Origin of the sequence: Allorhizobium paknamense (assembly GCF_030815125.1) — a bacterium.
GTDB classification, from domain to species: domain Bacteria; phylum Pseudomonadota; class Alphaproteobacteria; order Rhizobiales; family Rhizobiaceae; genus Allorhizobium; species Allorhizobium paknamense.
Genome location: NZ_JAUSWH010000016.1, coordinates 35,708 through 50,505, shown reverse-complemented (window position 1 = coordinate 50,505; position 14,798 = coordinate 35,708). Strand labels below are relative to the sequence as shown.

At 60.7% G+C, this 14,798-nt stretch carries 1 protein-coding gene; it reads right to left on the bottom strand.

All coding sequences use genetic code 11. The annotated features are described in order from the left end of the window. Positions 1-35: 35 nt before the first annotated feature. Complete coding sequence (locus QO005_RS19695; RefSeq protein WP_307159734.1) at positions 36-13,874, bottom strand: amino acid adenylation domain-containing protein; 13,839 nt, start codon at positions 13,872-13,874, stop codon at positions 36-38. Between the last annotated feature and the right edge of the window lie 924 nt (positions 13,875-14,798).

Below are 14,798 nucleotides of genomic sequence, written 5' to 3'. Positions count from 1 at the left end.
AGCGCCGATCTGATTCAATCAGATCGAAAAGCGCTCTAAGAAAGTGTCGTTTCAAGTATCCGTGCGGATGCCCCACTCGCAGTCTGGCCCTGCGATACGCTTTCCCACCAATTCATCGCGGATGAAGGCGGCGGGAGGTCCAGACCATCCTTGTGAAGATCGCGGCGGTTGAGGCTGGGCGGCGCAACCGGCTGGCGGCGCGCCTCCTGTGCGTGCACGCCCTCTTCCAGAATGAGGTGCGCATTGGTGCCGCCATCGGCAAAGCTGCTAAGGGCTGCAGCCCGGCGGGAGCTGTTCCAGGCCGCATGCTCGCGGGGGAAGAAGAAGGGCGAGCTTTCCATGGCGTAATGGCTCATCGCCTGCTGGCCGGAGAGGAAGGGCACATAGGCCCCACGGCTCAGCATCAGCGCCAGCTTGATGAAACCGGCAATGCCTTCGGCACACAGCGGATGCCCGATATTCGGCTTGACCGATCCGAGCGCACAGGGCGTGCGGCTGGAGGCGCGGTAAATAGCCTCCATGGCTTTCAGTTCCAGGAGATCGGTCACCTCCGAGCCCGATCCATTGACCTCGATAAAGCCGATGTCTTCGGCTCCCAGGCCGCTTTTCTGCAAGGCCATCTGCATGACGGCTTTCTGGGCCTGAACGCTGGGTGTCGTAGGTCCTGCGGTGCGACCGTCATTGTTGACCGCGATCCCCTTGATGACGGCGAGGATACGGTCGCCATCGCGCTCTGCATCGGCGCGTGTCTTGAGAAGCACGAGGCCCGCGCCTTCGCCGAGCACCACGCCCGAGGCGCGCCGGTCGAAGATATGGAAACTCTGGCCGGGGCTCAGCAACTGCCGCTGCTTGAAAAGGCGATGGGGAAGATCATCCGTCAGCAGGTTGACGCCGCCGACGACAGCAAAACGGGTCTCACCACGGTTCAGGCCATCAATGGCCGCCTGCATGGCGACCAGCGCCGAGGAACAGGCGGTATCGATCACCAGGCTCGGGCCTTTCAGATCGAAGAAATGCGAGATATTCGCCGCAAGGTAATTCTGTCCCCAGACAGCAACGGGGCTATGGGCCAGTTGCACGATGCGGTCGGCATCCTGAATGCGGCTGCGGGCGCCGAGATAGACACCCGTGGCGCTGCCGCGCATCTCTTCGAGCGAATAGCCGGCATGGCTGAACAGCATCAGCGTCTCTTCCAGAACGACCAGAGCCTGCGGGTCCATCAGGCGGGCGTCGTTCTCGGAAATCCGGAAGAAATCGGGATCGAACCGGTTGATGCTTTCCAGAAGTCCGGCGGAAAATGCGCTGGCATAACCAAAGCGCTCTGGCGGCACCGGGGAAATCGCACTGCGGCCACTGGCCAGCAGGTTCCAGTAAGCCTCAAGATCGGGCGCACCGGGGAACCGGCAGGCCATGCCGATGACGGCAATATCCGTTGAGCCAGCATCGGCCCGCACCGGGACAGGCTGCGGCTGTGTGGAGAGATTTGCGGGAGGTTTCCGATCTGCCGGAGAGGGCATCACCACAGCCTCCGGCTCGCCCGTTCCGGCCAGCGCCAAAACCAGGGCCTCGCCATGCCGGGCAAGAAGCCAGGCGGAAAGCGCGTCGATGGAGGAATGGTCAAAGGGTGCGGAAGGATCGATGGAGACGGAAAGCGCCTTGCCGATGACACGGGTGATCTGAGCCAGAAGAATGGAATCCACACCATAATCGTGAAATTCGGCCTCGGTACTGATCTTTTCGCGCGGTATTTCCAGCTCTGCGGCCACAAGTGCGGCAAGCCAGTCCCGAACGGCAGCAGGAGAGGGCGTTTGACGCGCGGGAAGCGGAGCTGACGTATTTTCCACTGCGCGAGGCTCCACAGGAGGACTGCTTCGCATCAGCAGACGTTCCGGCTGGAACCGGGCGGGATCGACCATCGCAGGCAGGACAACGGGACCCCATTGGTGCGCAAGAGCGAGATCGAGCAGTGCCAGCCCTTCGTCATGGCTGTGCCTCAGAAAGCCGCTGCGCTCATAGGCGGCACTCTTGAAATCCCCCTTGTCCGACTGGCCCCAAAGCGGCCATTGCAAGGACAGGATTGGAAGATCGGTCCGGCTTGCCGCGACATAATCGAGATAGGCATTGGCCATGGCATAATCGCTCTGCCCTGCCCCAAAGCCCGGGATAATCCCTGCCACCGAGGAAAACAGCAGAACGAGACGGAGCGGCTCATCGGCAAGCGCCGCCAGCAGCCGGTCGAGACCGCTTGTTTTCGGCTGAAGCACCTGTTCGATACCGTCGACAGTTTTCCGCAGAAAAGCGGGTGTGTCGAAATCCATGCGGCCCGCGCAGTGAACAAGCCCTGAGACTGGCCCCATCTCCCGGTGTACCGCGGCAAGGGCCGTGCGGATCGCGGCTTCGTCGCTCAATGGCACGTTCAGAACCATCACCTCGGCGCCTTCTGCCTCCAGCGCCGCAATCGCGGCCATATCGCTGGCGCGGGGATGCCGGGCGGCCATCGCACTCTGCCATTCGCCGCGGGGCGGCAGGGCATTCTGGCCGGAGAGTATGAGGCGGCGCACGCCATGCCGCCGCACCAGATGGGTTGCGGTCAAGAGACCAAGGCCGCGTGTGCCGCCCGTGATCCAGACAGGCCCCTCTCCGGAAAAAACCGGTTCATTCCGCAGGGAAGGCGGCGGCGTCTGCGTGAGCACGGCCCTGTAACGGTTGCCCTGGCGATAGCAGACCTCAGCATTCCCATCACGCAGCGCATAGTCCGCGACAATCTGCCGTGCCAGTTCAACGCCGGACAGGGCGGGATCGGCGTCCATATGGCGGCTTTGAAGGGCCGGATATTCGCTTTGCAGAAGCCGATAGAGCACCGCCCGTGTCGCACCGGCCAGGTTGACCACGGCCTGCCCGAAGGCTTCGAGCCCCTGCGACACCCCGAGCAGCAGGCGCTCGGGACGCGAACGGTCAGCCAGCAGACGCTGAAGGAGAGTGAGCCATTCCAAACCGTCATGCCGCTCACGCCCGCAGCCGATCAGATCGATCACACCATCCACATCGGTCGGCAGGGTATCGGCTCTGGCCGTCTCGATCAGAACAATCTCACCCTCGGGCAGAAGCGCCTTCACCGCCTCCGCCAGGGTTTGCGTTTCCCGGCTGGCCAGGATCAGTGCATGCCCTGCCAATGGCTGCGAAGGCTCGATCCGGGCGGGCTGCCACTGCTTGCTGAGAAAGCGTTGGCTCCCGTTCAGGCTGGAAAGGCCCTGTTCCGTATCCCTTGCTGCCACAGAGACTTCGGGAAGCGGCATATGATCCCAATAGCGTTCGCGCGCGAACGGATAGGTCGGCAGGCTGATCCGCCGGGGCGCTGGCCCGCCCTGATAGAAGCGTTGCCAGTCGATGGACAGTCCGCGCACCCAGAGCGCCAGCAGCTTGTCATGCTTGTGCTTGCGCATCCAGGTTTCGACCGTGGCCCCCAGATCATCGTCATCGGAAAAGAGCGACAGAAGGTCTTGTTTCTGCCCGGCCGTCCCGAGATGCAGGCCGGATAATGGCTTGGCCGAAAGAAAGGCCGCGATCTTTTCCAGAAGATCGGCCCGGGAGATCGCCACGAAGCCCAACCGGTCCTCCATAGCCATCCGGCCCGTCTGGAGGGTGTAGGCCAGATCGGCAAGGTCGAGATCGGGATGGGTTTCCACATGCGCCTTCAACCGCTCGGCCATGGCCGTCAATTGCGCTCGGTTGCGGGCGGACAGCACGATGGCGTGGGGGCCGGATGTATTGACGGTTTCAATGGGCGGTGGCTCATAGGCCTCCACCACGACATGGGCATTGGTGCCGCTATAGCCGAAGGAGCTGACGGCGGCGCGACGCGGCCTGCCGGGTTTATCCAGCCACGGCTTGACGGTACTGTTGACATAAAATGGCGTCTGCTCCAGCCGGATATGGTCGTTGAGCTGCTGCACATGCAGGGTGGGCGGCAATTGCCGCGCTTTCAGCGCCAGCAGCATTTTGGCAAGCCCGGCAATGCCCGCCGCTGCGAGGCTGTGACCGATATTGCTCTTGACGGAGCCGAGCGCGCAGAAGCCATGCTCCTCGGTCGATGGCCGGAAGGCTTCGATCAGTGCCTCGACCTCGATGGGGTCGCCCAGCTTGGTGCCGGTGCCATGCAGTTCCACATAATCCAGCGAGGCAGGATCGATGCCGAAACGCTCATATACCTCGCGCTCCAGACGCGTCTGCGCCTGCTGGTTCGGCGCGGTGATGCCGTTGGTGCTGCCATCCTGATTAACGCCCCAGCCTTTGAGGACGCCATATATATGGTCGCCATCGCGCTCCGCATCGGCCAGCCGCTTCAGCGCGACCATGCCGACACCTTCCGACGGCACAAAGCCATTGGCACGCTGATCGAGCGAAAAGCAGCGGCCATCTCTGGACAGCATGCCCGCCTTGCTGGCCATGATGTGAATGGCAGGACCGGTCAGCACCGAAACGCCACCCGCCAGCGCCATGTCACAATCGCCCAGCACAAGGCTGTTGCAGGCCTGCGCCACCGCCACCAGCGAGGCCGAACAGGCGGTATCGATGGTCAGGCAGGGGCCTTGCAGGTTCAGGAGATAGGCAATGCGCGCCGCAAGAATGGAAGGGCTGGCGCCGATGAAGCGCTGGGCATTGTTGGCCGAGGCCATCTGGTCCTGACCGTAATTGCCATAGCCTGCGAAGACGCCGCAGCGTGTGCCGGAGAGCGCTTCCGTGGCATAGCCGGCATCTTCAAGGCAGCTCCAGGCCTCTTCCAGAAACAGCCTTTGCTGCGGGTCCATGTGCCGCGCTTCGAGCGGCGAGATGCGGAAGAACATCGGATCGAAGCATTCGGCATCGTCCAGCAGCCCCATATAGCGGCAATCCGTCTTGCCCGGCGCCTGCGGGTCCGCGTCATAATAGGCTTCCATGGACCAGCGATGATCCGGCACCTCGCTGATGCAATCACGCCCGGAGCGGATCGCCTCCCAAAATTCTTCCTTGTTTTTCGCCTTGGGGAAGCGGCAGGAAAGACCGATCACCGCAATCTGCACAGGCTCGGAAGATCGCGGCGCGGGCTTGGCGTGCAGGGTCGCAACGGATGCGGACACAGGACGTGCAGCCGCAGGCGGCTGGTCTTCCAGAGCCGGAGCAGAAACGGCGTTTTCCGCAATCCGATCCACAAGGTAGGCGGTCAACGCCTTCAGGCTTGGAAAGGAAAACAGCCGCGCTGCCGGAATGGCCAGGCCATAGGCGGCGTTGACCGCGCTCATCCAGCTCACCGCCATGGCCGAGGTCAGGCCGAGATCGAAGAACTTGGTCTCCGCGTCAATCTCCTCCGCCGCCATGCCCAGCTCCTCCGCCAGCAGGGGGCGGATGGTGTTCATGACCGTCTCTGCCCTGGGGCGGGCGGCCAGGGGCTCTGTTTTGCCGGACGCGGTCTGTATATTCAAAGCGGCTGGAACCGGACGCTTTTCCCCTGCCGTCACGGGCCGTGCGGCAATCAGCGCCACATGTTCGAAACCATCGCTGATTTTGCGGCCCTTGATCTCGACGGCCAGTCCTTCGAAATCCGCCTTCTCCACGGCAAAGCCTGCGGCTGCGGCCTCGCGGCGCAGGATATCCGGGTCCGTCAGATTGATGCGCGGCACACCCTTCAACCCCTCCCGGGCTCTGAGCGCTGCCTCGCGGGCATGGCCTTCGCCGCCCGCATGGCAGGCGAGAAAACCCTCCAGATCGGGAATATAGCCGGGCCAGAGGTGCCCATCGGCCTTGGCTGCTTCGTATTCCTCGAGCTTGGCGGCCCAATGCGGGAAATAGGGGGTATCGCAGGTGACGAACAGCTTGCCGCCGGGCTTCAGCCAGCGATACATCCGGGCAAAGGTTTCCCGAAGATCCTCCGGCGACAGGAAATGCAGCACGCGCCCGGCATGAATGGCGGCAAAGCGCCGATCGGCGTAATCGAGACCCGGCAGCATGCCGGTCTGCGTCACGAGCCTCTGCCGCGCCTCACCCGTCACCTGCTGTTCGACAATCTCCAAATGCCGTGGGTCCATATCCACCGCAACCACCCGTGCACCGCGCTGAAGCGCCGCAAGCGATGCCGCACCATAGGCGCAGCCGAGGTCCAGAACCTCGCCATCGCATTGTCCCGCATAATCCACGAAGGCTTCGGAACAGGCCAGCAACTGCTTGGTCATGGTGCCGGTGCCATTCAATGTCGGGATCATGCCGCGCACTTCCTCCGGCATGGCGGCGGCATTCTGACGCGATGGCGTGGAGACGGGTGACGCATCGATCCAGTAACGCTGCCTGTTGAAGACCAGCGCAGGCAAAACGGTGCGTACCGGTTTCTGATCCCGGGGCAGATGAGACCATTCGATGCTCGCGCCAGCCACCCAGGCCTCGGCCAATTCCGCAAGACGTGCCTTTTCAACGGCGCGTCGGTCCAGTGCACCGGCCTCAGCCTTGTTGATCCCGCGCCAGCACTGGCCGATCATGCCGTGGCCTTCCGCCACCTGCCGCAAGATCGCCAACAGCTCCTGCAAGTCTCTCGCAATGAAGGCCAGACGGTGAGCAAAGGCTTCACGCCCCACCTGCAACGTGTAGGCAATCTCGGCAAGGCTGGGTTGGTTGGAGCCGTAAATCCGATATTCGGCGTGATCGATATAGCGCAACAGACGCTCGGCCTGGGCAACCAATTGCTCCGGCTTTTTCGCCGACAGCACAATAAGTTCAGGCCGCGAGACGGCATCCCCGCCTTCACGCCGCGAACCAACAGGATATTCCTCCAGCACCAGATGGCCGGTAACACCGCCGAAGCCGAAATTATGGATGCCGATCCGCCGGGGCACCGGCTGGCCCGCCCGCATTTTCGCAGGCCAGGTCCGGTCACGGTCGAGAATATCGCAGGAGAAGGCTTCCTCTTCCTCCCAGTTCAATGTGTTGAAATGCTCAACCCGGATCAGACGGTCATTTTTCAGCAATAGAAGTGCTTTGATAACCGCAAGAACGCCTGAAGCGCCGGCGAAATGCCCCATATGGCCCTTGATCGTGCCGATCGGCACCCGCCGCCCGGCAAAGACCTGATGATAGGCCTTGAGTTCCACCGCGTCCGCCACCGGATTGGCGGTGCCCTGCGCCTCGATGTAATCGATATCTTCAGGCTGCAAGCCTGCCTTGGTGAGCGCCTCGCCTATGACCTCGCCATGGGCGGCGGGGTTGGGGAAGGTCAGCATCACCCCCTGCCCGCCATGGCGCACGGCCATGCCCTTGATGACGCCATGGATCGGATCGCCGTCCCGTTTGGCCGCCGACAGTGGCTTCAGCAGCAACAGCCCAAGACCGTCGCTGAAGAAATGGCCGGAGGCATCCCGGTCGAAGGGCCTGACACGGTTCTCGCCGGTGAAGAGACCAAGCTTGCGGTTGCAGACGACCACGTCAGGATCGAGCACCAGATTGACGCCGCCCGCCAAGGCCATTTCCGCCTCGCCGGATCGCAGGCTGGCGATGGCCGCATGCAGGGCGGAAAAAGAACTGGAGCAGGCCGTATCCAGCGCCAGCACCGGTCCCTTCCAGCCGAAAACATGGGCCAGCCGGTTGACCAGCATGGCGTGGCTGTTGCCGGTATTGAGATGGCTATCCGCCGGGATACCCATCTGCCGCAGCCGGTTGGCATAATCCTGCCGCTCGACACCGATAAAGCACCCGATGGCCCTGCCAAACAGCGCCGTTCTGGCATAGCCCGCAGTCTCCAGCGTTTCCCAGGCCGTTTCCATGAGCAGGCGGTGCTGCGGATCGATCAAGGCTGCTTCGCGCGGCGCAATGTTGAAATGCTGCGGATCGAACCAGGCGACATCCTCGATGAAGGCGCCGTAATGGCAATCGGTTCTGCCCGGCTCCGCCGGATCGCCGTCATGGTCGCGCCAGGACCAGCGATCCTCGGGGATGCGCGTCACGAGGGACTTGCCCTCGACGAGGTTCTGCCAGAACTCGGCAAGGCTCGACGCACCCGGCACCCTGGCACCCATGCCGATGATGGCAATGTCATCGTGATCTTGCGGCCTCGTAGCGGCGGGATCGACCTGCCGCAAGGAAGCGGAGACGGTTTGTTCCGCCACCTGTGCGGGCTTTGCCGCAGTCTCCGTTTTCGACAATTGCCGGTGGAGGAAAGCGCCCAGCGCTTTCAGCGTCGGATGTTCCATGAAGGCGGTGGGGGCAAGCCGCAGGCCATATTCCTCCATCACGGTCCGGGAAAAGGCCGTGAGCGTGACGGAGCTGAAGCCGTAATTGCTGAGATTCTGGTCCAGCGCGATTTCGCTGACGTCCAGTTTCAGGGTGCGCGCGACAAGCGTCCGGATGGCCTCGACAAAACCTGTTTCAGACAGGCTTGCGTCAGCAGTTTGCGCAACCGCCTCCCTTTTTTCAGGGATCACGTCCTGTTTGCGAACCGGCCTGACGAACTGGCTTTCCCAGGTCAGAACCAGCGGATCGGCCTGGTGGGCACCGGCCTGCCGATAATCCTCCTCGGTGATTTCGCCACGGCTGAGCAAGCTATCCAAGGCCGCCTCGCCAAGGCCCGCGAGCAGGCGGTACTTGACCTTTTGCAGACCCTCATCCTGCTCCCCCTGCTGAATGAACGAGCGGGCCAGCGATTTTTCCACCGTGGCTTCCGCCTGTTTATCGGCATGAGGGCCACGCATACGGTAGATTGCCGGGAAAGACGGCATGTTGATGAGCCGCCAGAAAGCAGAGAACTCCTGTTCCGGCCTTGGCAGCAAGCCAAGCTTCAGACCAATGATGACGTTGGACAGCGGCGCGACCACAATGTCCCGCCGGTCGATGCGGCAATCCAGCTCCTCGGCGCTGAGGCGATATTGACCGGCCATGATTCGCGCATACCAGCGGGCGACCATTTCCAGATAGGGCAGCGTGCCGGTGGTACCGACATTCTGCACGCCATAGGTATTCACCAGGCTTGGATTGCGGCGATAGAACAGGCCCATCGCGAAATCGTCCTGCATGGAAAACTGCCGGACATAATCGAAGGCTTTGGAATTGTCATAGCCGGTGCAGAACACCACCATGTCGAGGTCCCGCAGTTCACGGCCAGAGGTCTTGAAAATGCAGCCGCGCGGCGTGAAGTGGTCGATATCCTCCACGAAGGTTTCGATCGCACCCTCGGCGACGCGGAAGATCACATTGTCATTGATGTGAATGAAGGGATTGGCGCGGAAATCCTCCAGCGTCGGAAACAGGCCGCTTTTGCGATAGGCCTCCTCATAGTCCGGCATGGAGCTTTTCAGCCGCTCCATCACCGCGCGATTGTCGGGCGACATCAGCAGGTTGGCCGGGGAAATGAAATCGTTCGGCAGATAGCCGACCATACGCGGCAGCACGAATTTCAGCGACCGCATGGTCCAGTGGACCGAGCGGGCGACATGGCTTGCCTCCTCGGCAATATCCATGCCGCTGACGCCATTGCCGACCACGAGAACGCGCTTGCCCTCGAAAATCCGGTTATCGTAATAGTGCCCGGAATGGAGCACCTCGCCCTGAAAGCCATCCAGCCCGGCAAGCTTCGGGATGACGGGATGGTGGTAGCGGCCATGGCAGAGTGCGACGCCATCGAAGGTGCCGACCTCCCGCATACCGTCGCGATCGACCTCTACCCGCCATTGGCCGCCCTCTTCGGTGACAGAGATCACCTTGCTGCGGCAATGGATAAGGCGGGTGAGGCCGAAGGCCTCGGCATAATCCTGAAGATAGGTCCGCACCTCGCCGACACCCGGAAACAGCGCATGACCGGGACGCGGCGGAAAGTCGGAAAAGAAGCTCGTATCCGCCGAGTTCTGGAAGCGTGTATTTTTATAAACGCCGGAGCTTTTTTGTTGAGCGAGGTTCCAGACACCGCCGAGCGTGTTGGCGGCTTCGTACACCACCGGCTCCATGCCCTCTTCCAGAAGCGACTTGGCCATGACGAGCCCGGCAGGCCCTGCCCCCACCACGCAGATACGCTTTTTGCCGCCCGTCGTCTTGATCGACTTCATGACATTCATGGCATCCTGCTCCGGCTTTACGGCCCAATAGGTTTTTTGCTCAAAGGGATAGGCGGGTAAAACAAGCCTGCGGACGGCTTCGCTCCACTCGAAACGCGCCCAGTCCACCTCCGCGCCGCTGACCCAGGCTTGGGCGAGTGTTTCCAGATCACCCCGCCGCCAGACCTCCACGAGGTCGGTGGTATTGGCCGTGCCGGTTTGCGCACTCGAACCGGTAAGCGGCGACACGCCCTGCCCTTCCGCCTTGCCAAGGAAACGGGAAAGACCAGCTTTCACATCGTTGAGATCGGTCGCCACCAGCGCCAGCCGTTCCCGCATGGTCTCGCGCCCGACCTGAAGCGTATAGGCAAGATCAGCCAAGGCGAGGTCAGGATGATTTTCGACAAAGGTCAGCAGGTTTTCCGCCATGACCGTCAGACGATTGCGGCTACGGGCCGATAAAATAATCAGCTGTGGCCCCGCGACGGCAGAGGCGGGCGTCTCTTCCACACCAGACGGCACATATTCCTCGAGGATCACATGGGCGCTCGCCCCGAAGCCATAGCTGTTGATGGAGGCGCGGCGCGGCAGAACCTCCCCTGCCGCATCATGCCGCGCAGGCCAGAACTGACTTTCACGGCTGATCCGGAAGGGCGAACCGGCCAGCGAAATTCCGTCATGCAGTCTGGTAAAGCGCGCGAGCCCGGGAATGGTGCGGTTGCGGAGCGCCATGGTCACCTTGATCAAGGCGGCCAGACCGGACACGACCTCGCCATGCCCCATGGTGGGCTTCAAGCAGCTCAGGAAGCAGGGGGCATCCGAAGGCTGTGGGTGGCCGCTGCGCTCGGCAGCACCGCGAGTGCCTGCCTTTAGCGCTTCGATTTCGATGCTGTCGCCCACGGGCGAGGCAATACCATGGGTTTCGATATACGCAATGCTGGCGGGATCGACCCCGGCGCTCTCATAGGCGCTCAGCATCGCCGCTGTCATGCCCTCGCCATTCGGCGCAGTCAGTGACATGCCTTTGCCGCCATGTGCGACACCCGATCCTCGCAGCACCGCATGGATGATATCCCCATCAGCAATCGCCCGGGCAAGCGGTTTCAGCACGACGACACCAACCCCTTCAGCCCTTAGATAGCCGCTGGCTCCCGCCTGGAAGGACTGAACGTTTTCTCCGGTGGTCAGCAGTCCCATCGCCTCGTAGCGGCTGAAACCTTTCGGCGTCAGCAGCAGATTGATACCGCCGACGATGGCTTGCCCGCATTCGCCGAGCCGCATGGACTGGATGGCGCGATGCACGGCGACCAGTGACGAAGAGCAGGTGGTTTCACAAAGCTCACTCGGCCCCCGCAGGTTGAGCGCATAGGAAATACGGCTGGGGATCATCGCCGTCAGGTCCGAGGTTATGCCATAGACACTGTCTTCGGCTTCCATGGCGATTGAGGCGCCATAATCCCCTTGCGCGGCAGCGATGAAAACGCCTGTCTTCTGCCGGGAAAGGCTGGACGGTGTGATCGCCGCATTTTCCAACGCCAGCCAGGTATAGGTCATCAGCAGGCGCTGCTGCGGGTCCATCAACTCCGCTTCCCGCGGCGCGATGCCGAAGAACAGCGGATCGAACTCACCGACACCATCGATAAAGCCACCCCGCGTGATCCGGGTCTTGCCCATGTCCTCCAAGGGATCGCCATAACAGGCCTTCCAGTCCCAGCGGTCGGCGGGCACCTCGGTGATGGAACTGCGCCCCGTCACGATCTGGTCCCAGAAGGCATTAAGATCGGCTGCCCCGGGAAACTTCCCGGCCATGCCGATAATGGCAATCGCTCCATCATCGTCCTTCCGGGCCATGGTCTGCTTTTGCCGCTCCACCATGGCCGGAGGTTTTGCCGCGATATGATCGGCCAGTTGACGGATGGTTGGGTGGGAGAAAAGGGTGGCAAGGCTGATCTCGCAGCCAAAGGTCTCGTTCAGCCGCTGCACCAGCGCGGCCGCCGAAACCGATGTGCCGCCTGCCTCGAAAAAGCTGTCATGCACGCCGATCTCGCCGAGCGGCAGGATATCTTTCCAGATCGCCCAGATCTGCCGCTCCCTGTCCCATTCCGGCGGCGGACCGGCATCATGATGAGTGCTGGCTATCTCCCGCTCCATCAGCGTCTTACGGTCGGTCTTGCCGTTCGGGGTCAGGGGAAGGCTTTCAAGATGCACGAAGAGACCGGGAACCATGTAGTCCGGCAGCTCCGTCTTGATGTGCTCGCGCAGGCGCGCAGACGGCAAGGGCTGTCCTGTCTTCGACAGATAATAGCAGACGAGGTTCTGCGTCTCGTTATGCGTCTTCACGACCACCACGGCTTCGCGGATTTCGGGGTGGCTGTTCAACCGTGTTTCGATTTCGCCAAGCTCGATGCGGAAGCCACGGATTTTCACCTGATGATCGATCCGCCCGAGATAGTCGATCGTGCCATTCGCCCGCCAGCAGGCGAGATCGCCGGTGCGATAAAGCTTTGCCGAACCAGAAAAGGGGTTATCGACAAATTTCTCGGCGGTGATGTCAGGCCGGTTCCAATAGCCTTTGGCCAGTCCGTCGCCTGCGATGCACAATTCGCCTGGCGCACCGATCGGAACGGGACGAAGCCGGTCGTCAACGATGTAGACCTGGGTATTGGCAATGGGTCTGCCGATATTGACGGGCTCGTCCTGATGCAGGTGATGCAATGTGGACCAGATCGTCGTTTCCGTCGGCCCATACATGTTCCACACATCTGCACCGACCTCGATAAAGCGGCGCCTGAGGCTGTCGGGGAGTGCTTCTCCCCCGCAGAGGATCTTCATCCTTTCTTCATTGCCCCATCCGGCGTGAAACAGCATGGTCCAGGTGGCGGGTGTCGCCTGCATGAAACTGGGCTTGACCCGGCGGATTTCGGCCAGAAGCTGCACTCCGTCACGCAAAGCGCTTTCCGGGCAGATATGGCATTGTGCGCCGTTGATCAGCGGCAGATAAAGTTCCAGCCCGGATATGTCGAAACAATAGGTGGTAACCGCAAAAAGCCTGTCATCAGCACCAAGACCCGGCTCTTTTCCCATGGACACGAGAAAATTGGTGAGCGCCCGATGGGGGATCATCACGCCTTTCGGCTTGCCCGTGCTGCCGGAGGTATACATGACATAGGCCAGATCGTCTGGGCCGGCGAGCTTTAAGGGCTCATTCGAGGCCTCTTCTTCGATCCGGTCCCAGTCTCCGTCCAGCGCGACGATGCGAGCACCCTCCCCTGCCCAGCCTTCGACGGCACCGACCAGATGCGCCTCTGTCAGGATGAGGCGGACACCGCTGTCCTCGGCCATATATCGAAGGCGCTCGACAGGATAATCCGGCCCCAAAGGCACATAGGCACCGCCTGCTCGTGTTATTCCCAGCAAGCCGATCACCATGTTGAGCGATCGCTGTGCAGTCAGCCCGATCACCACGCCCGGGCCGACGCCCTGCTTTTGTAACCACGCGGCAAGACGCGCGCTCTTCTGTTCCAGCGCGCCATAGGTCAACATTTCGTCGCCTAGAAAAATGGCCGCCTTGTCAGGCTCCCTCTTCGCTTGCAAGACGAAGAGGTCGTAAAAGCAGCAATCCTGCGGATAAGGTGCGTCCGTGTTTGTCCATTGAAAGAGCGTGTTGAGTTCGTTTTCGGGAACGATGTCATAATCGCGCGAAACGGCCTCAGGCATGGCAAGCATGCGGCTGGCGAGATGAATGTAGTGCCCACCCATCCGCTCGACCGATACGGGATCGAAGAGGCCAGCATCGTATCCCAGATGGAGGACAAACTTGTCCTCATGCACGCAAATTTCAATGAAAAGCTCGTGGCCGGGCAAACATCTGCGTATCTCGGCCGGCATAGGAGCTTTGCCAACCCTAGAGCAACAAAAGATCACCTGACAGGCACTATCTTGCTGAGTGGAACCGGCCAGTTGACCTGTAAACGATCGCTGTTCAACATTTTCCGCGGTCCATTTTGCCATGTCCTGGATGACTTGCAGACCGCTTTTTTCAAAAATATCAGTGGAGTTATTCAAATGGAGCGATGAAATAGCGGGCTTTAGAAGCCCATCTTCGGCCCAGTCATCTATACAAATACAGTTTCCGGCTCCGTAGCGATGGAAATAAATCCTGAGCACAGCCAAAAAGAATGAATTGTGCGAGACATCATGAGTGTGGGTGAATTTCTTAATCTCGTCGGACACTCGAGATGAAAGCCCAATTTCTAAATACTTTATGAGTCCAGTGGCAGACGTTCTTGGCCTATCCGTGGGCACATCAAACATTCTAGACCTATGCAAAATAAATGTGTATTATAATTATAATTACAAACTATCGATATTGTTCTGTAAATTAGAAATTATTTTTATTAGGGTGAGTGTAAATTAGGAAATACAGTACCAATTCTTGCATTATTAGACCAAGGATGCAACCCTCAAATGCATTTTGTGAGTTTTGAACGCGGGCTCTGTTGCAACCATTTCGCTTAGCAGCGAAGAGGCCTTTCCTGCACCTCAGTCACGCGGGTGTGGTATCGAGATTCTGGGCGAGGAGTGCCACAACGTCGATAAGGGCGCTTGGCCTAGGCAACGGATTTCGCATCTTAGTCGCCAGTTCCTAGAGCATTTATCCTTTAGCAAGTCGGTGACTTGCCGCTCGTCTGATTGCGCACTCCGACACGCCAACAATCGCATAAGTTTTAATCACCAGCGAGTTTTGGAGATTCC